Raw genomic sequence first — 21302 nt, 5'->3', positions numbered from 1 at the left:
CTTAGCTCATCATCATGATGAACGCCGGCCGCTATCCAGCACACCCGTCTGTGACGGCGGCCGGTTTTTTCTTCTTAAGCCGCAGCTCACTCACCAGCACACCCAGCACAATCAACACCCCGCCCAGCAAGGCGATGCCCGGCAGCCGCTCACCGGCCAGCCGCCCGACGATCCCGGCCCACACCGGCTCCCCGGCATAGATGACCGTGGCACGGGTCGGCGAGACGCTTTTCTGCGCCCAGTTCATGGTGACCTGAATCAGGGCGCTGGCGCAGCCCAGCCCCAGCGCGCTCCAGAGCAGGCGGTCAGAGAGCGGCGGCAGGCTTTCCCCGGACGGGGCCATCATCATAAACGCCAGCAGCGAGGCGGTGCCGAGCTGGATAATCGTCACCCGGCGGATATTCACCTGGCCGGCAAACGCGCCGATCAGCAAAATCTCGGCGGCGATCGCCAAAGCGCTCACCAGGGTAATCAGCTCGCCAAAGGTGAAGCTGAGCGAGGCGTTGTCCGGCCCGGCCAGCAAAATCAGCCCGGCGAACGCCAGCACAATCCCCAGGGATGACATGATGCCCGGCGCGCGCCGCAGCACCAGCCACTGCAACAGCGGCACAATCGGCACGTACATGGCGGTGATAAAGGCGGACTTGCTGCTGTCAATGCTCTGTAGCCCCACCGTTTGCAAGCCGTAGCCGAACATAATGGCGACGCCCACCAGGCTGCCGGCTTTCAGCTCCGCCCAGGTCAGTGCGCGCAGGGTGTGGGCGGAGAACAGCAACAGCACGGCGGTGGCGGTGGCAAACCGCAGGCCGACGAAAAAGAACGGGCCGCTGACCTGCACCGCCAGATGCACAACCAGAAAAGTCCCGCCCCAGAGCATAGTGATGCCGATCAGCACCCATTCCTGAAGCGCGAGGCGCAGACCCGGCAGACGCGGGAGAGACGTTTCAGACACAACAATTCCTTATTCAGATACTGCCCGCCAGCGGGCAAAGCGCGGCAGTATACCCGTTCCCGCGCCGCCGCCCAACCGGGCTGTGGCTGCGAAAGCGCGCTGACAAACTGCACAACCCGCTGCGGTGCACTACACTGCTTTAAGCTGCCGCCGCCCGGCGGACGCCCTGAGACTTTTTACGGAGCCCCAACCATGCAAACCGCGTTAATTCTGCTGATGGTGGTATTCTGCGTGCTCGCGGCCTATGCGCTTTACCGGCACATCCGGCTTAACCGGTCGCGCAATCTGCTCAACCCCTATGCGCGCCGCCACCCGCGCTGACGCTGCCGGCCCCCGCGGCGGGGCCCTGCTTCTGTGATTCTCCCTCTCCTGCTGCCGGGGCGGTGCCCTGACAGCAGGCAAAAACCCGGCGCGTCGCTCATTTTCCTAAATTATCAATCACCTCTTTGATATTCTTGAGGTAAATTACACTACTGTTGGGCAGGTCCATCAGGCAACGGGTGTCGTTGCTGTATAACCGGTGAGGGAGAAGGCGTTTTGGAAGCATCCACTATCAACACATTGTTTGTGATTGGTGCCGTGTTGGTTGGGGCAAGCATCCTGCTGAGTTCTCTCTCCTCACGTCTCGGCATCCCGATCCTGGTGATCTTTCTGGCGATTGGCATGCTGGCGGGCGTCGACGGCCTGGGCGGCATTGAGTTCGATAACTACCCGCTGACCTACATGGTCAGTAACCTGGCGCTGGCGGTGATCCTGCTGGATGGCGGCATGCGCACCCGCGCCTCCTATTTCCGCGTCGCCCTCTGGCCGGCGCTCTCCCTGGCGACCCTGGGCGTGGTGCTGACCGCCGCACTGACCGGGCTGGCCGCCGCCTGGTTGTTCCACGTTAACCTCTACCAGGGGCTGCTGATCGGGGCGATTGTCGGCTCTACCGATGCGGCGGCGGTGTTTTCGCTGATTGGCGGCAAAGGGCTGAATGACCGCGTCAGCGCCACGCTGGAGATTGAGTCCGGCTGCAATGACCCGATGGCGGTGTTCCTGACCATTACCCTGATCGATATGATCGGCAAAGGGGAGCATGGGCTGAGCTGGCTGTTTATTGTGGACATCGTGCGCCAGTTCGGGCTGGGCATCGCCCTCGGCTATGCCGGCGGCTGGCTGTTACAGCAGTCGATCAACCGCATCCAGCTGGCACCCGGCCTCTACCCGCTGCTGGCACTGAGCGGCGGCCTGCTGGTGTTCGGCCTCACCACCCTGCTGGAGGGCAGCGGGATTCTGGCGGTCTACCTCTGCGGCCTCAAGCTCGGCAACTCGCCGATCCGCAACCGCCACGGCATTCTGCAAACCTTCGACGGCATGGCCTGGCTGAGCCAGATCGGCATGTTTATGGTGCTCGGCCTGCTGCTGACCCCCAGCGACCTGCTGCCGATCGCCCTGCCGGCGCTGCTGCTCTCGGTGTGGATGATTGTTTTTGTGCGGCCGGTGGCGGTGTTTGCCAGCCTGCTGCCGTTCCGCAGCTTTACCGGCCGCGAACGGGTGTTCCTGTCGTGGGTCGGGCTGCGCGGCGCGGTGCCGATTATCCTGGCGGTGTTCCCGATGATGGCGGGCATCCCTGATGCGCGCCTGTTCTTTAATGTGGCGTTCTTTATTGTGCTGGTGTCGCTGCTGGTACAGGGGACGTCCCTGGCGTGGGCGGCCCAGAAGGCGCGGGTGATTGTGCCGCCGACGCCGACGCCGGAGTCACGCATCGGGCTGGATATCGACCCGCAGAACATCTGGCAGCATTTCACCTACAAGCTCGGCGCAGAGAAGTGGTATATCGGCGCGGCCATCCGGGATTTGCAGATGCCGCCGCAGACGCGCATCACGGCGCTGTTCCGCGGCCAGGAGATGCTCTACCCGACGCGCAACACCCGCTTGCAGGAGGGGGATGTGCTCTGTGTGATTGGCCGTGAAAGTGATATTCCCCGGCTCGGCAAGCTCTTCAGCGAAACCCCGAACACCAAGGTGGATGAGCGCTTCTTCGGTGACTTCATTCTGGAGGCGGATGCCCCGCTGGGCGCGGTGGCGGCGCAATACGGCCTGACGCTGGCGGACGATGTCGACCCCAGCCAGCCTTTGCGCCACTTTATGATGCAGCGGCTGGGCGGGGAACCGGTTATCGGTGACCACATCGACTGGAACGATCTCACCTGGACGATCGCCGAGATGGAGGGTGAAAACGTGACCCGCATCGGCGTGAGGATCAATAACGACGGGTGAAAAGCGATCAGAGGCCGGTGCGGTACATCACCGTCAGCAGGCCGATAATCACCACGCCGCAAATCAGGCTGAGGTATTTGAAAAGGCGTTCAGTGCGTAAGCTCATGGTCATTCCTGTCAGGCGAATAAAGTGGCAGTAGCGTACGCCAGCCCGGCCCGGAACCATTGCGCGAATAACCGGCCGCCACGGGCTTAAATTCAGCGATTGCCCCTCCCTGCCGACGATAAAAAAATGGCCGCCCGGAAAACCGGGCGGCCATTTTTACGATGTCTTGTCGCGGGCGGTATGTCAGCCGATCACTTGCCCTGTTGCGGGTCGGTGTCGTAGTCCGCGCAGGACTGGTAGCCTTTATTCAGCACATGGCCGGTTTCGTCAAAGCTGACGAAGTAAACCTGGGCCTTGCCGTCACGCGGTTTAATCGCGTAGTTGCTGCAGGTACCTTTCGCATGGATCATCGTCACGTCTGTGGACGGCGGCCCGGCAATGGCGCGTACCTGCGCACGGGTCATGCCCACTTTGACGTCGCTCACTACCGGCTCATCCACATAACTGGACGCGCGGTCATATGCAGTACATCCTGACAGCAGCGTTACCGCTCCCATGGCCGCCATTAACAGTGTCTTTTTATTCATGACTTCTCCTCCTGAAGTGCTTTATGTCCTTTAAGCCTAGAAGATAAAGACTTTTTTTCAAATCCGATTGCAGCCCCGCCCAGCACCCGCCGCGTTTTAAACCGGGATACCGCCTGCCCGGTGCGCCGCCGGCCCCGCGGCAGCGGGCGTTTCCCGGCCGGGAAGGTCTGAAAACCCCCTGCCGCGCTTTCAGAAAAAGATCAGCAGAAAACGATCCCCATCACGTTTTGCGCTATACCTGTTTGCTGTAACCCCGCACGGTTGCTGTGCTTATCTCACTGTTACCTGGAGGAACGTGGATGCCGATTGACCGACGCCGGTTCTGCAGCGCGCTGGCGTTACTGGCCGCTGCCCCTTTTTGCCCCTTTGCCCGCGCACAATCACGAGAGGTTGCCATGGAGAGGATTGCCCTGACCGCCCCGGCACACGGCGTGCCGAACAGCCACTACCCGGTGATGCTCTATCACCATGTTATTCCGCCGGACACCGCCGACAACGCGGCCTACCTGGAGCACCTGTTTATGGCCAACGGCTGGCCGCCGCAGTGGCGCTACCCGGTCTACCCCTTCACCCATTTCCACATCACTACCCACGAAGTAGTGGGCTGCTATGCCGGCGCGGCCCAACTGCAACTGGGCGGCGAACAGGGGCCCATCCACCGGGTCGGGGTCGGGGATGTGCTGCTGATCCCGGCGGGCGTCGGCCATAAACAGATCGCGGCCGATAAGGATTTTATGCTGGTAGGTGCCTACCCGTCCGGGTTCAGCCCCGATTTATGCCGGGATGAACCTGAAAAGCTGGCGGAGCGTTTGAAGGCGGCGCACGGGGTGCCGCTGCCGAAAAGTGACCCGGTGACCGGGCACAGTGAAGGGGCGCTGAAATATTGGGCCGGGCTGTGACGCCGCCTGCCCGGGGGCATTACTCTTTGATGTAGCAGCTTTTGACATCCAGCCGCGCTGCATCATGGTTTTTGAGGTCTGAAAAATACGTCATGCCGAACAACACAGAGACCACAATCAGGCTGGAGGCAAGCAACGCGATGATTGCAATCAGCTTATTGTCATCAATACGTTTTTTTTCCATCTCACCGGCTCCCTGCGTCGTCCGTTATGTCAACAGCAGCGTAATGATCAGCGTAAAAATGATTAATGTACAGGAGGTTAACACCAATACCGCGACAGCAAACTGCGCGTCTCCCAGGGTCTCCTGGTACGGCGGTTTCTCCGGGAGAGAAGAACTATTTTTCACACCATCTCACTCTGCCGCCCACCCTGTTCATCACCGCCTGCGGGGGTTCCCCCGCCGGGCGGCCTGCACAGTATCCGGGCTGATTCATTCACGACCATTATGAACATATGATAAACAATCCATAAACGTTCTGCCATCTGTGGCAGGTGGAAAATCGGCTCCCCTGCAGCCTGTGAGCGGGGACAAAAAAACCCTGCACCAGGCAGGGTATGTTTTGAGAACCACATCGTTTTACTTATCTGGCAATACTTCAGATTTACCGCTACAGAAGTCCAGTCAGGAAAGGTGATGTTCCCCGGCGCTTATCTCCGGTTGTCAGGCAAGTCAGCTCTTTAACGGAACACCAATCAGACAACTTCCGTTCGTCTATTGGCATTAATCCTAATTTATCTCTGACGTCATTGTCGTGACGCCGATCACTTTCACGGTGAACGCAGTGTGTTCTGCACATAATTCAGAACTGGATCACGTTTTAGCCGGGGTAAACCGCGAGAAGGGCCGGTACGGTGGGGAGCGCGGAACGCGCGTGGTGAAACGCCCTGAAAGCAAAAGGGGCTGCCTTTCGGCAACCCCTTAAATTTGATGGCGGAGGAGGTGAGATTCGAACTCACGGATAGTCGCCCATCGACGGTTTTCAAGACCGTTGCCTTCAGCCGCTCGGCCACTCCTCCGCAACGACGCGAACTATAAACATCCCTGATCCGCTTGTAAAGCATGAGTTGATTCAATCGACTGAAAAATAGACGCACGGCACTCAATCGCTGTAAAAATCCGCAGCATGACGCTTTTTCAGCCGTCAAACACGCGTAAAGAAGGGTAAAACGGCTTTGCCGCGCGCCGCCAACTTTCTATGATTCTGTTTCTTTTCACTATCTCTGGTGGGATCGCATATGGATCGTATCGTCGTTTCGTCACGTGAACGCTCGCTGTTGAGCACGCATAAGGTGTTGCGTAACACCTATTTCCTGTTGGCGTTGACGCTGGGCTTCTCCGCCCTGACGGCAACGGCCAGTACGCTGCTGATGCTGCCGGCCCCCGGCCTGCTGCTGATGCTGGTGGGTTTCTATGGGCTGATGTTCCTGACCTACCGCCTGGCGGACAGCCCGGCCGGTATTCTGGCAGCCTTCGCCCTGACCGGCTTTATGGGCTATACCCTCGGCCCGATCCTGAGCTCGCTGCTCTCGGCCGGCGCGGGTGACATTATTATGCTGGCGCTTGGCGGCACCGCGCTGGTGTTCTTCTGCTGTTCGGCCTATGTGCTGACTACCCGTAAAGACATGTCATTCCTCTCCGGCATGATGATGGCCGGGTTTGTGGTGCTGCTGGTGGCCGTGGTGGCGAACCTGTTCCTGCAGATCCCTGCGCTGTACCTCGCCATCAGCGTGATGTTTATCCTGTTCTCCTCCGGGGCCATCCTCTGGGAGACCAGCAACATCATCCACGGCGGGGAGACCAACTATATCCGCGCCACCGTGAGCCTCTATGTGTCACTGTATAACGTCTTTGTCAGCCTGCTCAGCCTGCTGGGGTTCGCCCGCAGTAACTGACGCCCCCTGCTCACCCCGCTCCGGCGGGGTGACGCACAGATTGCCCCCGCATGATATTGTTGGCACCGCCCCAACTTTGTTAAACTGCCCGCCGTTTTTCCCCGTTTCTGAGGTTGTATGTTTGAGTTTGAAGGCCGCACCATCGACACCGATGCCCAGGGCTACCTGAAAAACAGTGCCGACTGGCAGGAAGGGATGGCACCGCTGCTGGCGGAGCAGGAAGGGATTACCCTGACCGGGGCGCACTGGGAAGTGGTACATTTCGTGCGCGCGTTTTACCTGGAGTTCAACACTTCACCGGCTATCCGGATGCTGGTCAAAGCGATGGCGCAGAAATATGGTGAAGAGAAAGGCAACAGCCGCTATCTGTTCCGCCTGTTTCCCAAAGGGCCGGCCAAACAGGCCACCAAAATTGCAGGCCTGCCCAAACCGGTAAAATGCCTCTGATCGTTAATAACGGATGCTGAAGTCGCTGTATTCCCCGGCGGCTTTCGGCTCGGTTAATACCCGGTCAACCCGGGCGCTTTTCGGCCCCCCCTGTTTCAGCCAGGCGATCAGCTGATCCACTTTATCCTGCGTGCCGCAGGCCACGACCTCCACACTGCCGTCATCCATATTGCGTGCGTAGCCGGTCAGCCCCAGCCCTTTTGCCTGGTGCTGTGTCGAGTAACGGAACCCGACGCCCTGCACAAGCCCATAGACATAGGCAGAAACACAGACATTTGCCATAATCTTCTCCTCATCTGGTGTGATTCATTGCATTTTCGGCGTCATACTCCGACAATGTCGCTCTTTTTTTTAAGCTGGCAGCCTTTATATTATGACCGTACGTTTATATCTCGCCAAAGGGCGCGAAAAATCCCTGCTGCGCCGCCATCCGTGGGTGTTTTCCGGTGCTGTTCAACGCGTTGAAGGCGAAGGTGCCTCCGGTGATACCGTTGAAATCTATGACAACCAGGGTAAATGGCTGGCGCGCGGCGCTTACTCGCCGCAGTCGCAGATCCGCGCCCGCGTCTGGACGTTCGACAAGCAGGAAAGCGTCGATACCGCTTTCTTTGTCCGCCGCCTGAAGCAGGCACAGCAGTGGCGTGACTGGCTGGCCAAACGTGACGGGCTGAACGGTTACCGCCTGATTGCCGGTGAATCTGATGGCCTGCCGGGCATCACCATCGACCGCTTCCAGAACTTCCTGGTGCTGCAACTGCTCTCCGCCGGGGCGGAATTCCAGCGCGCCGCGCTGCTGACCGCGCTGCAGGAGTGCTTCCCGGAGTGCGCCATTTATGACCGCTCCGACGTGGCGGTACGTAAAAAAGAGGGCCTGCCGCTGGCCCAGGGGCATGTGCTGGGCGAGATGCCGCCTGCCCTGCTGCCGATCACCGAGCACGGCATGCAGCTGCTGGTAGATATCCAGCAGGGCCACAAAACCGGCTTCTACCTGGACCAGCGTGACAGCCGCCTGGCCACGCGCCGTTATGCGGAAGGCCGCCGGGTGCTGAACTGCTTCTCATACACCGGGGCGTTTGCCGTTTCCGCGCTGATGGGCGGTTGTGCGCATGTTACCAGCGTGGACACCTCCCAGGCCGCGCTGGACATCGCCCGCCAGAACGTTGAGCTTAACCAGCTTGACCTCAGCAAAGCGGACTTCGTCCGGGATGATGTGTTCCAGCTGTTGCGCGCCTACCGCGACCGCGGGGAAACCTTCGACCTGATTGTGATGGACCCGCCGAAATTTGTTGAGAACAAAAACCAGCTGGCCGGCGCGTGCCGCGGCTATAAAGACATCAACATGCTGGCGATGCAGCTGCTCTCCCCCGGCGGCATTCTGCTGAGCTTCTCCTGCTCCGGCCTGATGCCGGTCGAGCTGTTCCAGAAAATTTTGGCCGATGCCGCAGTGGATGCCGGGCGTGATGTACAATTTATAGAGCAGTTCCGCCAGGCGGCGGATCATCCGGTTATCGCGCCTTACCCTGAAGGCCTCTATCTGAAAGGCTTTGCCTGCCGGATGATGTAACTTGAAAACGTCGCCTTTGCCCCCATTTATGAGAGGCAAAGGCACGGTTTCTCAGGAGGTCATCATGATTGCCAGCAAATTTGGTATTGGCCAGCAGGTACGCCACAAGCTGCTGGGTTTTTTGGGCGTCGTTATCGACATTGACCCGGAATACTCATTGGAAAAACCGAGTGCGGAAGAGGTCGCCGGTAGCGACCGCCTGCGTTTCGCACCCTGGTATCACGTGGTCATGGAAGATGAGCAAGGTCAGCCGGTGCATACCTACCTGGCTGAAGCGCAACTGGACAGGGAAGTGGCAGACGCCCATCCTGAACAGCCTTCCCTGGATGAGCTGGCGGAGAACATCCGCCACCAGCTTCAGGCGCCGCGTCTGCGCCATTAATGATGCTGCTGAGAAACGCCGGAGCCCAGACACTGTCTGGGCTTTTTTATGGGCGCGTCAGGCGGCGCGGTGCAGGCCGAGACGCGGGATCTCAATCTTCGGGCAGCGATCCATCACCACTTTCAGCCCGGCATCCTGTGCCAGCACTGCTGCCTGCTCGTTAATCACCCCGATTTGCAACCACAGCACATCCGCCCCGATCTCAATCGCCTCCTGGGCGACTCCATAAGCAGCCTCGGTGTTGCGGAACACATCCACCATATCCACATGGCGGCCAATCTCTTTCAGTGACGCGACCACCGGCTGCCCCAGCAGGTGGGTGCCCGCCAGTTTGGGGCTGACCGGGATGACCTCATACCCCTGTGACAGCAGGTACGCCATCACACCGTAGCTTGGCCGCCCCGGGTTATCGCTCGCCCCGACCAGCGCAATGGTTTTTGCCGTTTTCAATACCTGTGCAATGTCGCTGTCTTGCATACTGATGCTCCCTTTAACGTGATGGTCAGCCAAGTGTACTCCACGCACGCCGGTTACACCGGCACACGGCATTATTTTAGCGCTGCCCTGAAAAAATAGCCTCGCCGCGCTGAAACAGCGCCCGGGTTTCCACTGCTTTTCATCAATAAAATGCATGCTTCACGTCGCTATTATTTACGTAAAAAATACATATAAATCAAAAACATGAAAGACTTTGACTCCCCTTTGAGGTTGCCGGACAATACGCCCGACTTTTTTATTGAGGAACTGCAAATGAAAAAAGGATGGGTAGTATCCGGCCTACTGGCACTCTCTGTTTGCCTGCCCGTGGCGGCGGCCACACTGGCGCTGACGCCGGAGATGGATGTGCTGGTTGTCGATGGGAAAAAGGTGGCGGGGTCGCCGCTGAAAGGGGCTAATCAGCTGACGCTGGCGGCAGGCCAGCATCAGCTTCTGTTCCGCGTCACCAAAGTGCTCCGCTCCGGCGCGCGTGACCAGTATTTATATCACTCCTCCCCGCAGATTGCGGCCTTTGAGGCGCCGGCCCAGGGCGCGCTGCGGGTTGCCCTGCCGCGACTGGAGAATGACGGCGACGGCAAGCGTTTTGACGCCACACCGGATTACCAGATTGTTGATGAGAACAAACAGCCGCTGCCGGTGCGGCGCGACACGCTCCAGATCCCCGGCCTGAGCCTGGGCGCTGACCTGGAAAAAGCGATGGCGGAGTATAACGGCGCTGACCAGGCGGCATCCGTGGCGGCACTGCGCTCCATGGCCCCGGTGATGGGCAGCCCGGCACTGCCGGGGGCAGTTGGTAACATCAGCCAGGCGTCTGTCACCGTACAGGGCGAGAACGTGTCTGAACAGATGCTGCAATACTGGTTCCAGCAGGCGGACAGCGCCACCCGGGCGCGTTTCCTGAACTGGGCAGACAAACACCCTACGCATTAACCTTTTCAGGCGCTTTTTACGCCAAAAAGCGCTTTTTCCTGCCCTTCCCCGCCCTTTTCAGCCATCCGCCATTTGCAGAGAAAAGCAGTTTCAGTAATCTGTCGGTTATCTCTTACCTTTGATAAAGGGCATTTATATGGAATTCACCACCCGCACCATCGGCAAACAAAAACACATCGCGCTGGTTGCCCACGACCACTGTAAACATATCCTGCTGAACTGGGTTGATGCGAATAAGGCGCTGCTGGCGGAGCATGTGCTGTATGCCACCGGCACCACCGGCAATCTGGTGCAGCGCGCCACCGGGCTTGAGGTGAAAAGTATGCTCAGCGGCCCGATGGGCGGGGACCAGCAGGTCGGCGCGCTGATCTCGGAAGGCAAAATCGATATGCTGATCTTCTTCTGGGACCCGCTCAACGCCGTGCCGCACGACCCGGACGTGAAAGCGCTGCTGCGGCTGGCGACGGTGTGGAACATCCCGGTCGCCAATAACCGCTCCACGGCCGATTTCCTGATTGAGTCCAGTTTGTTCCGCGAGGAAGTGCAGGTCACGATCCCTGACTATCAGCGCTACCTGCAAGACCGCCTGAAATAACCTGCCGGGGCGCGCCGGTTATGGCTTACGCTGCACCGGCACGCCCCGTTTTTTCAGCGTTTCCACAAAGCCCGACGGGTTAACAGGGGAGTAGAGCAGCCATACGCGCTCACGCGCCCGGGTTAACGCCACATAGAGCCACCGGCGCGCCTGTGCCTCAGCCACCTTCGCCCATTGCGGCTGCAATACCTGCTCAGCCACCGTCTCCCCGGCCGTGGCCGGGAAGCCGTCACTTCCGCCCTCCAGCCCCAGCACAATGGCGTAATCCGCCTGTTGCCCCTGGCTTGCCTCCAGGGTGGCAAACGTCAGGTTGAGCCTGGGCCAGCGGGTCGCCGCCTTCTTAAGGGAGGCGGGGCGTAGCGCGGCATCATGCGCCAACAGCAGCACCTGTTGGTCGTCACGCACAAAGCCACTCAATTTATCCAGCAGGGCATCCAGCTGGTCATCCGGCAGCAGCAGCACGCTTTTTTTATCCCCGCGGCGCAGGCTGGTCAACGGCAGGTTACCCGGCCCGCGCGGCGGGCACAGGCTGGCGGCGAGGTCTGCCATCTGGTCATCGAGGCGGTAAGTGGTCTCCAGCACGCACTGCCGGCTTTCGTCATCGAAAAGATCGGCCCACAGTGCCGGCCCGCCCTCAGCCGGTTGAATCACCTGCGCGCCGTCCGCAACGGCAAACAGCCCGGTGCGGCTGTTTTGCGCCTTCAGTGCAGCCAGCAGTTCCGCCTGCAGTGGGGAGAGCGCCTGCACATCGTCCACCAGAATCTGTTTCCACGGGCTGACAAAGCGCCCTTTATTGAGCACATCCAGCGCCTGATGCATCAGCGCACTGCTGTCCACCGCGCCCTGCTCTTTCAGGGCGGTTTTCCAGGCTTTCAGCAGCGGGGCCAGCAGGCGCAATTGTTTCTGGAACGCGGCGTGCAGCGCCCCGGGTGCGTCGTTCAGCATCTCAGCCTGACTGCCGCCATGCTCCCGCATCAGCGCCAGCCACTGATCCAGCCGCCCCACCAGCTTTTCTCCCAGCGCGCGGTTTTTCCAGAACGTTTTATCCGGGATCTCCCAACCCAGCTCATCCGTCAGCAGCGCGCACCAGCCGGCGGCCTGCGCTTTTTTCTCCCCGCACTGCTGTTGCCAGGCCTTGAGCAGCAGCTTGCGCCGCGCATTATCATCCTCTTCCAGTTTACTGACGCCCGGCACCTTGCGCCCGCCCTGCCGGATGATCTGTAACGCCAGTGCCTGAAAAGTCATAGCGCCCACACCTGCCATGCCCGGCCGGGCAGTGATACGCTGGTTCAGCGCCTGCGCACCCTGTGCGCCTGCGGCCAGCAACAGAATCTGCTCAGGGGCGGCCTCGCCCCGCTGCAACAGCCAGCCGGCGCGCGCGGCCAGCAGCGTGGTTTTGCCGCTGCCCGCACCGCCCCACACCAGCAGCGCCTCTTCGCCATTGACCACCGCCAGCGCCTGTTGCATGTTCAGCGCGCCCTGTTCTGCTGCGGTAAAGAGCGGGGCGTGCGCTTTCATCATGCGTTCGGCCCAGGCCCGGTTACGCGCCGCACATTGTTTCGCGCCCTCTTCCAGCCAGCGCCGGCAGTGGCTGAACGCCTCACGGCAGGCGTCAAACTCCGCCATCCTCTCTACCGGCATCGGCAACGCCTGAAACGCCTCGCGTATCTCCTGTTGCAGCGCTGACAAGGCCCGTTGCGTCAGCCAGCAGGGCTGCTGTTCCGCCTGTTCAATGGCGGCCTGCTGCGACGCCAGCACCTGCGCGCTGATCGCCGCCATCTCTTCGCTCCAGCGCTGCCAGAGCGCGGTAAGATGATGGTAGAAGCGCTGGGTCTCCTGCCATTCGGTGCCGTGCAAACGCACCACTTTCCCTTCCGGCAGCTCAAACTCCAGCTCCCCCCACACAATTCCTCGTTTACACTGAAGAGTAACCAGCTGATTAAACGGGATCAGGTAGTGGTGTTTATCGCCGCTGACTTCAACGCCCGCATTCAGCAGCCGTACCCGGTTATAGGGGTGCTGGGCCAGGCGTTTGCCGAGTGATGTCGCTTTGAGTTCCATAATTCTGCGCCATGAAAGTAAAAGGCTTTTTAATGGTGCGGGGCACCGTCACCTGTGACAGGGATAGGCGCTCCCGCGCGAAAAAAAGAGTAGACTCCCGGGGTGTGGCACGGCCATCGCGTGCGCACATCCCTGTTGATTTTTTATTTAGAGCACATTTCTCATTATGCGTACTGTACTGAATATCTTAAATTTCGTTCTCGGCGGGTTTTTTACCACTCTGGCCTGGGTACTGGCTACCGTGGTCAGTGTGGTGCTGATCTTCACCCTGCCGCTGACCCGCTCATGCTGGGAGATTACCAAACTTTCGCTGCTGCCTTACGGCAATGAGGCGATCCATGTTGATGAACTTCACCCCGGGCGCCGTAATCCTCTGCTGAGCGGCGGCGGCACCCTGCTGAACATTGTGTGGTTTGTGCTGTTTGGCTGGTGGCTCTGCCTCTCCCATATTGCGACCGGGATTGTGCAGTGCCTGTCAATTATCGGTATTCCGGTGGGCATCGCCAACTTCAAAATTGCGGCCATCGCCCTCTGGCCGGTAGGCCGCCGCGTCGTGCCGGTGGAAGTGGCCCAGCAGGCCCGGGTCAATAACGCCCGCCGCTGACCGATGCCGGGCAGAGGCTTTCGCGCCTCTGCCCCCCTTCCCGGCACTGTGCCGGGCTGACTCTCTTTTTTCCGGAGTGTGTTGTGCTCGCTTATGCCTCTGGCCTGCGCCGGTACTTTTATAACAGCAGTCTGCTCTATTCTGTCCGCATCACCCTGGCATTGACCGGGGCGGCGGCGGTGCCGTGGTGGCTTGGGGAGCCGCGGCTCACCATCCCGCTGACGCTGGGGGTGGTGGCTGCAGCCCTGGCCGACCTTGATGACCGCCTCACCGGCCGTTTGCGTAACCTGTTTATTACGCTGCTCTGCTTTTTTGTCGCCTCTGCGTCTATTGAGCTGCTGTTCCCTCACCCCTGGCTGTTTGCCGCCGGGCTGATGCTCTCAACCTGCGGCTTTATTCTGCTGGGCGCGCTGGGGCAGCGCTACGCCACCATCGCTTTCGGCGCGTTGCTGATCGCGGTGTACACCATGCTGGGTACATCGATGTACCACGTCTGGTATCAGCAACCGCTGCTGCTGCTGGCCGGGGCGGTCTGGTACAACCTGCTGACGCTGATGGGGCACCTGATCTTCCCCATCCGCCCGTTGCAGGAGCAGATAGCCCGCAGCTTTGACCAGCTGGCGCACTATTTAGATGCCAAATCGAACCTGTTTGATCCCGATCTGGAAGAGGGAAACCAGGCGCTGATTGAGGTGGCGATGGCCAACAGCGCCCTGGTGGCCACGCTTAACCAGACCAAGGTCTCACTGCTGACCCGGCTGAAAGGCGACCGGGGCCAGCGCGGCACCCGCCGCTCCCTGCACTACTATTTCGCCGCCCAGGATATTCACGAGCGCGCCAGCTCCACCCATGCGCAATACCGCGAGCTGAATGAGACATTCCGCTACAGCGACATTATGTTCCGCTTCCAGCGCATGCTGAGTATGCAGGCGCGCGCCTGCCAGCATCTGGCCCAGTGCATTTTGCTGCAACAGACCTACCAGCATAACAGCCAGTTCGAACGGGCCTTCGGCCAGTTACAGGCGACGCTGACCCGCCTGGCCGAAGACCCGGATAACCGCGATCTGCTGCGCGCGCTGCAACACCTGCTGAAAAACCTGCGCGCGATCGATGCCCAGCTGGCAAACATTGAATCTGAGCAGGCACTGGCGACCGGCCAGCAGCAGGAGTCCCGGCTCGCCGAGGAGCGCCTCTCCGGCTGGGGTGACATGCTATTGCGTTTTCGCCGTAACCTGACGCCGCAATCGGCCCTGTTCCGCCACGCGATCCGGATGTCTGTGGTGCTCTGTGCCGGTTACGCGTTTATTCAGATAACCGGGATGGATCATGGGTACTGGATCCTGCTGACCAGCCTGTTCGTCTGCCAGCCCAACTACAACGCCACCCGGCGGCGGCTGGCATTGCGGATTATCGGTACCCTGGCCGGGGTGCTGCTGGGTTTGCCGATCCTCTATTTCGTGCCCTCGACCGAGGGGCAGCTCATTCTGATTGTGATCAGCGGCGTGCTGTTTTTCGCTTTCCGCAATGTGCAGTATGCCCACGCCACCATGTTTATTACGTTCCTGGTGCTGCTCTGCTTTAACCTGCTGGGCGAAGGGTTTGAGGTAGCGCTGCCGCGAGTGATCGATACCCTGCTGGGCTGCGCCATCGCCTGGGCGGCAGTGACCTTTATCTGGCCGGACTGGCGTTTCCGCCAACTCCCGCTGGTGATCGATAAGTCACTGAACGCGAACTGCCGCTATCTGGATGCCATTCTGGTTCAGTACCATCAGGGCCGTGATAACCGGCTGGATTACCGCATCGCCCGCCGGGACGCCCACAACAGCAATGCGGAACTGGCGTCCGTTATCTCCAGTATGTCGTCGGAGCCGAAAAACAGCGGCACCGTGCAGGAGCAGGCGTTCCGGCTGTTATGCCTGAACCATACGCTGCTGAGCTATATTTCGGCCCTGGGCGCGCACCGCGGGCAGCTGAAGCAGAGTGACGTCCTCAGCATTCTGGATGATACCGCCTGTTATGTGGACGGGGCACTGCACCTGATGACGCAGGATGCCGGGCGTCTGCAACGGCTGCTGGCAGGCCTTGCCCAACGTGTGGCGGCAGTGGTGCCGGAGCCGGAGAGCCGTGAACAACTGGTTTTGCAACAGGTGGGGCTGATCCTCGGCCTGCTGCCTGAGCTCATCGCCCTGCACCAGCGGCTGAACCACCCGGCAGAGTGAACCACAGGCACATCGGATAGCCGGCCGGGTGCCGGCTCCCCCTTTCAACGGCGGAATTTGGTGGCCGCGGCCGGGTGCCGGGCCTCATACCAGTGACGCAGTTCCTTGCGTTTTTCCGGCGGTAATGCCGCTTCGTGATAACCGGTCACGGCCCCCTCCAGGGCATAAAGCACTTTAATACTCAGCGGAATCTCATCCGTGTCGAGTTTCAGGTAACACGCCTTCGCACCCTGCGCTTTTAACTGCTCCCGGCTGCTGATGCCGGCCTGCAACAGTAAGCTTTCCAGATGGGCACTGATATTGGGCAACCCTTTCAGGCGCGCACGCTGCTGCTTCTCCGCATGGTCTTGCCGGGCACCGTCCAGTGCCAGCGTGGCCAGGTGCAGAAACAGGGCCGGGTCCTGCCAGATGGCCCCGGTAAGCTGGTAATAAGAGAGCGTAAGGGGCAGGCCGCGCCGGAGATAACACAGCCGCGTCATCTGGTGCTGATGGAATACCGCTTCGGTCTGCTGTGTGGCCCGCAGATAAAGTTCACTCTGCAAAAACAGGCCAAACATAATGTTGTCTATCACGATTCCGTAGCCGCCGAACTGCGGGCGCGTACGGATTTCACCCAACGAGGCCAGCGTCCGTTTTGTCTGATCGATCCTTTTTTCGTATAGGTTCTTCATTACTATTTCCTTTAGTAAATATATTCGTTACCTAATAACTGCATTAAGAACAACGAATTACAAAATACGCAAACTTCCCGGCACTGCCAATGACAAAATGCCGTTACACGGGATTACGTATCAAATCTGCGAGACGTATTGTAAGAATCGCATTGATCTTTGCGGAAAGTGGAGATACTGTATATACATACAGTGACATCAGGGCAGGGAAACTATGCGTCCATCTTCTTATAACTATCAGGCCGGCGAGCACGCTCAGATAACTATGCCGTCCCCCTCTTTTGAGGCATCCTCCAGTCATCTCGGCGGTTTGATCAGTGAGTTCGTTTACAGTGAAGATCAGCCTGCTCTGGCCCAGATTCTCCTCCCCCTGCTCCACCACCTGGGTGCGCAGTCCCGCTGGCTGCTCTGGCTTGCCCCGCAACAGAAACTGAGCCGCAACTGGCTGCGCCACTCCGGCCTGCCGGTGGATAAAGTTGTGCAATTGCGCGCTATCCAGCCCACCTCTACCGTGGATGCGATGGAAAAAGCGTTGCAAAGCGGCAATTACAGCGTTGTGTTGGGCTGGTTACCGGAACTGACCGATAAAGAACGGGAAAGGTTACAGCGGGCCGCGCAATCAGGCTGTGCTTATGGCTTCATTATGCGCCCGCAGTATGAGGAGCGGGCACCGCGGGGACATCTGCCTTCACTTAAAATTCACTCTTCGCGCTATCATTGAAACAAATTAAGAATATTCTCATGAAAAAAGCCTTTTTTTCCGTCGAAACCGCTTTTGCGTGCGGTTTTGGCGGCTTGTTTACCGCTTGTTAAGGGTTTTTTTCACGTAATTTCGTCACCAATTGACCGAACATGTTAAAAATTATGTACGTTTTGCGCCTTTTTAGGGGGGTGCGAAAACTTCATACTTGTAAGTTTCACGCCACGTTGTAGACTTTACATCGCCAAGGTTGCTCTATAAGGCCAAATCAATTGGCAAAGTTACTAACGGAAGCAATAACCTTGGCGAAGGATTTTAACCAAGGGCTTATAACAGCTTAAAGCTCATTGCCTATTTGGATGATAACGAGGCGCAAAATGAAAAAGACAGCTATCGCATTAGCAGTGGCACTGGCAGGTTTCGCTACCGTAGCGCAAGCCGCCCCGAAAGATAACACCTGGTACACCGGTGCTAAAGTGGGCTGGTCTCAGTTCCACGACACAGGTTTCTATGGTAATGGCTACAACGGTGTTGGCAATGGCCCAACCCACGACAGCCAATTGGGTGCAGGTGCGTTCGCGGGCTACCAAGCGAACCAATACCTGGGCTTTGAAATGGGATATGACTGGCTTGGCCGTATGCCTTACAAAGGCAGCGTCAACAACGGTGCTTTCAAGGCACAGGGTATTCAGTTGGCAGCTAAACTGAGCTACCCGATCTATGACGACCTGGACCTGTACACCCGTCTGGGCGGCATGGTATGGCGTGCTGACTCCACTGCTTCTGTGAACGGCAACCGCATCAGCGACCACGACACCGGCGTTTCCCCGCTGGCTGCTGTTGGTGTTGAATACGCACTGACCAAAAACTGGGCTACCCGCCTGGACTACCAGTGGGTTAACAACATCGGTGACGCTGCGACCGTGGGCGCACGTCCTGACAACGCCATGCTGAGCCTGGGTGTTTCTTACCGCTTCGGCCAGGACGACATGGCTGCTCCGGCACCGGCTCCGACTCCGGCACCGGCTCCGGTTGTTGAAACCAAGCGTTTCACCCTGAAGTCTGACGTTCTGTTCAACTTCAACAAATCCACCCTGAAAGGCGAAGGCCAGCAGGCTCTGGATCAGCTGTACTCCCAGCTGAGCTCCATGGATCCGAAAGACGGTTCCGTTGTTGTTCTGGGCTTCACCGACCGTATCGGTTCTGACCAGTACAACCAAAAACTGTCTGAGCAGCGCGCTCAGAGCGTTGTGGACTACCTGGTATCCAAAGGTATCCCGGCTGACAAAATCTCCGCACGTGGCATGGGCGAATCCCAGCCGGTTACCGGTTCTACCTGTGACAGCGTGAAAGGCCGTGCTGCCCTGATCAACTGCCTGGGCCCGGATCGTCGCGTAGAGATCGAAGTTAAAGGCATCAAAGACGTTGTAACTCAGCCACAGGCTTAAGTTAAACATCGTTGATCTAAAAACCCCGCTCCGGCGGGGTTTTTTTATGGCTGCGTCTCACGAAACGTCCTCTTTTCACAGAGAACGGTACCGGGCGGGGTGCACAAAGGCTGGGGGAAACTACTCTTTTTTGGCGAGGATTTCCTGCAGATCCTGCCGCAGGGAGGACATCTGGCTGGCATATTTCTCTTTGCGTTCTGCATCTTCGATGAGCTGCACCACCGTTTCTGACAGCGTCACGCCGCGCCGCCGCGCCAGCCCTGCCAGCCGCTGCCAGACCAGGAATTCCAGATCGATAGATTTCTTGCGGGTATGCTGATGCTCTGCGTTGAAATGGCGTTTGCGACGGGCACGGATTGTCTGCTTCATGCGGTTGTCGAGCGCCGGGTTCATATGCCGGGCCATCCATTGCAGCACATTGACCGGGTTGTTTTCCATGTTCAGTAACTCTTGCACGGCCTCTTGCGCAGCGCTGTTCTCAAGGTAGCGGGTGATGCGTTCCCCTTCCCGGTGCTTTTTCACCAGGTATTTCCATTTCCATCCGCTTTCCAGATTTTCCAGTTGCTGATATTTCATCGCGAGCCTTTATGTGACCGTGTAACTTTCTTAAGCATAACAGTTTTAGAAAGAGTTTTTTATGAATTTTCACCGCTTCGCTTGTGCGTTTTTTATTCACCTTTTTGCGATTCGCCCTGTGCGTCTGCTGAAGAATGACTCTGCTTATATGCAGCCTTCGTTATTCTTGTATAATCGCCCTTTCCCTTTTGACTGATTGATCCTAACACTTTGACCAATAACCGACTTGAATGGCAGTCACTCATCCCTGACGCCGCGCCTTATCAGACATTATTCGCTACGGCGCCTGACATGGCTCCGATCCCCTTCGCAGTGACCCAGCCCCGGCTGGAAAATGGCCTGACGCTGTTCTGCCATCCTCAGTCACGCCCGCGCATCATGACGGTTAAAGCCCAGGAGAGTCGTGCCTATCTCGCAGTGATCGCTGACGTGGTCGACACACTGCTGCCGGAGAGTGAACAGCCGGTCGGCAGCCACTATCAGGTTACCGGAACGCAGGTCAGCCTTGCGGCCTCCTTGCCGCAGCGCGGCCCGTTTATCGCGGACACACGCTGCCTCTACCGGGAGTGGATTGAGCCGGAGCAGCTGTTTGGCCGGGCTGGCCTGCTGAATGGAGAGGTGGTGCTGCATCCCGGTGCCGTGCATCAGGTGAATGGCGGGGTGCTGATCCTCAGCGCCCGTACCCTGCTGGCGCAGCCGTTGATGTGGCTTCGGCTGAAGCAGATTGTCAGTGAAGGGCTGTTCCGCTGGATCTCGCCGGATGAGGCGCGCCCGCTGCCGGTAAACATCCCGGCGATGCCGCTCGACCTCAAGGTGATTATCGTCGGTGACCGCCCCGGCCTGGCCGATCTTAATGAGATGGAACCGGAGCTGGCGGAGCATGGGTTATATGGTGAGTTCGAAGGTGAGCTGCCGCTGACCGAGCCTGAAGATATGGCCACCTGGTGCGCCTATATCAACACCCTGGCCGACAACCTGGCGCTGCCGCGCCCGGCCGCTGACGCCTGGCCGCTGCTGCTGACGCAGGCGGTACGTTTCAGTGGCGATCAGGGCAGCCTGCCCCTCTGCCCGGAGTGGATCAGCGCCCTGCTCTCTGAAGCGGCCCTCTATAATGAAGAGACGCTGCTGGATGAAAAAGCGTTTGATGCCGCATTGCAGGCCAAAGCCTGGCGCGAAAGCTACCTGGCGGAGCGGATGCAGGATGAGATTGAGCTGGGCCAGATCCTGATTGAAACCGAAGGCGAAGTCATTGGCCAGATTAATGGCCTGTCGGTGCTGGAGTACCCCGGCCACCCGCGTGCCTTTGGCGAACCTTCCCGCATCAGTTGCGTGGTGCATGCGGGCGATGGCGAGTTTAATGATGTCGAACGTAAAGCGGAACTCGGCGGTAATCTCCATGCCAAAGGCATGATGATTATGCAGGCCTACCTGATTTCCGAACTGGATCAGGACCAGCCCCTGCCCTTCTCGGCGTCACTGGTGTTTGAGCAGTCCTACGGTGAAGTGGATGGTGACAGCGCCTCGCTGGCGGAGTTGTGTGTGCTGATCAGCGCACTGGCACAACAGCCGATCAACCAGCAGATTGCCGTCACCGGCTCAGTGGATCAGTTCGGTAATGTGCAGCCTATCGGCGGCGTTAACGAAAAAATTGAGGGCTTCTTTGAAGTCTGCCAACGGCGCGGGCTGACCGGCAAACAGGGCGTGATTCTGCCCCAGGCCAACCTGCGCCACCTTTGCCTGCAACAGCAGGTGGTGGATGCCGTGCGTGATGGGCAGTTCCATATCTGGGCTGTCTCTTCCGCTGCTGAGGCATTAACGATAATCACAGGCGTAACATATGCTGACGATCAGCAACCCAGCTTGCTGGGCGCCATTCAGGATCGCATAGCACAGGTCAACGCGCATGAACGCCGGCATCTGCCGTGGTTCTTACGCTGGTTAAACTGGTTTAACCGCGGCTGATCG

22 protein-coding genes and 1 tRNA gene are annotated in these 21302 nt (G+C 58.9%); 14 read left to right on the top strand and 9 right to left on the bottom strand.

All coding sequences use genetic code 11. The features are described 5' to 3' along the window. Positions 1-31: 31 nt before the first annotated feature. On the bottom strand, positions 32-952 hold the full coding sequence (locus tag CYR32_RS00905) for a DMT family transporter (protein WP_101821624.1): 921 nt from the start codon (positions 950-952) through the stop codon (positions 32-34). A 192-nt stretch (positions 953-1144) separates the two neighbouring features. Between CYR32_RS00905 and CYR32_RS21945 the strand changes: the two genes are divergently transcribed. Further along, positions 1145-1273 carry a hypothetical protein gene (locus CYR32_RS21945; RefSeq protein ID WP_277621927.1) on the top strand — a complete coding sequence of 43 codons (129 nt, stop codon included), beginning with the start codon at positions 1145-1147 and terminating at the stop codon, positions 1271-1273. Between the two features lie 216 nt (positions 1274-1489). Further along, entirely contained in the window at positions 1490-3214 is a 1725-nt protein-coding gene (locus CYR32_RS00900) for a potassium/proton antiporter (RefSeq protein WP_101821622.1), read from the top strand. Positions 3215-3511: 297 nt separating this feature from the next. Here the strand turns inward: CYR32_RS00900 and osmE are convergent, their stop codons facing one another. Further along, positions 3512-3847 carry an osmotically-inducible lipoprotein OsmE gene (osmE, locus tag CYR32_RS00895; RefSeq protein ID WP_101814242.1) on the bottom strand — a complete coding sequence of 112 codons (336 nt, stop codon included), beginning with the start codon at positions 3845-3847 and terminating at the stop codon, positions 3512-3514. A gap of 299 nt (positions 3848-4146) precedes the next feature. Here osmE and CYR32_RS00890 point away from each other — a divergent pair, with 299 nt between their 5' ends. Next, a complete protein-coding gene (locus tag CYR32_RS00890; protein WP_101821620.1) occupies positions 4147-4746 on the top strand; it encodes a cupin in 600 nt (199 codons plus the stop codon). Positions 4747-4765: 19 nt separating this feature from the next. Here CYR32_RS00890 and CYR32_RS21600 read toward each other — a convergent pair whose 3' ends face one another. Both CYR32_RS21600 and CYR32_RS00885 read right to left on the bottom strand, forming a co-directional pair. Continuing rightward, positions 4766-4930, bottom strand: coding sequence for a hypothetical protein (locus CYR32_RS21600; protein WP_165698159.1), 165 nt, complete (start codon positions 4928-4930; stop codon positions 4766-4768). A 748-nt stretch (positions 4931-5678) separates the two neighbouring features. After that, positions 5679-5766 (bottom strand) — tRNA-Ser (locus CYR32_RS00885). Positions 5767-5985: 219 nt separating this feature from the next. Between CYR32_RS00885 and yccA the strand changes: the two genes are divergently transcribed. Both yccA and tusE read left to right on the top strand, forming a co-directional pair. Beyond that, on the top strand, positions 5986-6642 hold the full coding sequence (gene yccA / locus CYR32_RS00880; RefSeq protein ID WP_101821618.1) for an FtsH protease modulator YccA: 657 nt from the start codon (positions 5986-5988) through the stop codon (positions 6640-6642). A gap of 117 nt (positions 6643-6759) precedes the next feature. Next, entirely contained in the window at positions 6760-7089 is a 330-nt protein-coding gene (tusE, locus tag CYR32_RS00875) for a sulfurtransferase TusE (RefSeq protein WP_101821616.1), read from the top strand. Between the two features lie 3 nt (positions 7090-7092). Here the strand turns inward: tusE and yccX are convergent, their stop codons facing one another. After that, positions 7093-7371: an acylphosphatase gene (gene yccX / locus CYR32_RS00870; protein ID WP_101821613.1), complete on the bottom strand. Its 279-nt coding sequence runs from the start codon at positions 7369-7371 to the stop codon at positions 7093-7095. A gap of 91 nt (positions 7372-7462) precedes the next feature. Here yccX and rlmI point away from each other — a divergent pair, with 91 nt between their 5' ends. Then, the gene (gene rlmI, locus CYR32_RS00865) at positions 7463-8653 is read left to right on the top strand and encodes a 23S rRNA (cytosine(1962)-C(5))-methyltransferase RlmI (RefSeq protein WP_101821611.1); all 1191 of its coding nucleotides are present in this window, start codon (positions 7463-7465) and stop codon (positions 8651-8653) included. Positions 8654-8717: 64 nt separating this feature from the next. Beyond that, complete coding sequence (gene hspQ / locus CYR32_RS00860; protein ID WP_101821609.1) at positions 8718-9035, top strand: heat shock protein HspQ; 318 nt, start codon at positions 8718-8720, stop codon at positions 9033-9035. A gap of 57 nt (positions 9036-9092) precedes the next feature. On the opposite strand, the gene CYR32_RS00855 is transcribed toward hspQ, so the two are convergent. Continuing rightward, positions 9093-9512: a CoA-binding protein gene (locus CYR32_RS00855; RefSeq protein WP_101821607.1), complete on the bottom strand. Its 420-nt coding sequence runs from the start codon at positions 9510-9512 to the stop codon at positions 9093-9095. A gap of 273 nt (positions 9513-9785) precedes the next feature. On the opposite strand from CYR32_RS00855, the gene CYR32_RS00850 reads away from it, so the two are divergent. Continuing rightward, the gene (locus CYR32_RS00850; RefSeq protein ID WP_101822137.1) at positions 9786-10463 is read left to right on the top strand and encodes a DUF2057 family protein; all 678 of its coding nucleotides are present in this window, start codon (positions 9786-9788) and stop codon (positions 10461-10463) included. A 136-nt stretch (positions 10464-10599) separates the two neighbouring features. Then, positions 10600-11058, top strand: coding sequence for a methylglyoxal synthase (locus CYR32_RS00845; protein WP_101821605.1), 459 nt, complete (start codon positions 10600-10602; stop codon positions 11056-11058). An 18-nt stretch (positions 11059-11076) separates the two neighbouring features. On the opposite strand, the gene helD is transcribed toward CYR32_RS00845, so the two are convergent. Next, on the bottom strand, positions 11077-13119 hold the full coding sequence (gene helD, locus CYR32_RS00840; protein ID WP_101821603.1) for a DNA helicase IV: 2043 nt from the start codon (positions 13117-13119) through the stop codon (positions 11077-11079). 166 nt (positions 13120-13285) lie between these two features. On the opposite strand from helD, the gene CYR32_RS00835 reads away from it, so the two are divergent. Further along, on the top strand, positions 13286-13723 hold the full coding sequence (locus CYR32_RS00835; RefSeq protein WP_101821602.1) for a YccF domain-containing protein: 438 nt from the start codon (positions 13286-13288) through the stop codon (positions 13721-13723). Between the two features lie 83 nt (positions 13724-13806). After that, positions 13807-15942 carry a YccS family putative transporter gene (gene yccS, locus CYR32_RS00830; RefSeq protein WP_101821600.1) on the top strand — a complete coding sequence of 712 codons (2136 nt, stop codon included), beginning with the start codon at positions 13807-13809 and terminating at the stop codon, positions 15940-15942. Between the two features lie 44 nt (positions 15943-15986). Here the strand turns inward: yccS and CYR32_RS00825 are convergent, their stop codons facing one another. Continuing rightward, positions 15987-16613 carry a TfoX/Sxy family DNA transformation protein gene (locus CYR32_RS00825; RefSeq protein ID WP_101821598.1) on the bottom strand — a complete coding sequence of 209 codons (627 nt, stop codon included), beginning with the start codon at positions 16611-16613 and terminating at the stop codon, positions 15987-15989. A 214-nt stretch (positions 16614-16827) separates the two neighbouring features. Here CYR32_RS00825 and sulA point away from each other — a divergent pair, with 214 nt between their 5' ends. Both sulA and ompA read left to right on the top strand, forming a co-directional pair. Continuing rightward, positions 16828-17334 carry an SOS-induced cell division inhibitor SulA gene (gene sulA, locus CYR32_RS00820; RefSeq protein ID WP_101821596.1) on the top strand — a complete coding sequence of 169 codons (507 nt, stop codon included), beginning with the start codon at positions 16828-16830 and terminating at the stop codon, positions 17332-17334. Between the two features lie 356 nt (positions 17335-17690). Further along, positions 17691-18761, top strand: coding sequence for a porin OmpA (ompA, locus tag CYR32_RS00815; protein ID WP_101821594.1), 1071 nt, complete (start codon positions 17691-17693; stop codon positions 18759-18761). 120 nt (positions 18762-18881) lie between these two features. Here the strand turns inward: ompA and matP are convergent, their stop codons facing one another. Next, a complete protein-coding gene (matP, locus tag CYR32_RS00810) occupies positions 18882-19337 on the bottom strand; it encodes a macrodomain Ter protein MatP (RefSeq protein ID WP_101821592.1) in 456 nt (151 codons plus the stop codon). Positions 19338-19547: 210 nt separating this feature from the next. Between matP and CYR32_RS00805 the strand changes: the two genes are divergently transcribed. Continuing rightward, entirely contained in the window at positions 19548-21299 is a 1752-nt protein-coding gene (locus CYR32_RS00805; protein WP_165698158.1) for an AAA family ATPase, read from the top strand. Positions 21300-21302 lie beyond the last annotated feature (3 nt).

It is taken from the genome of Chimaeribacter coloradensis (assembly GCF_002858715.1).
GTDB lineage: Bacteria > Pseudomonadota > Gammaproteobacteria > Enterobacterales > Enterobacteriaceae > Chimaeribacter > Chimaeribacter coloradensis.
This window is presented reverse-complemented; position numbering and strand designations above follow the sequence as displayed.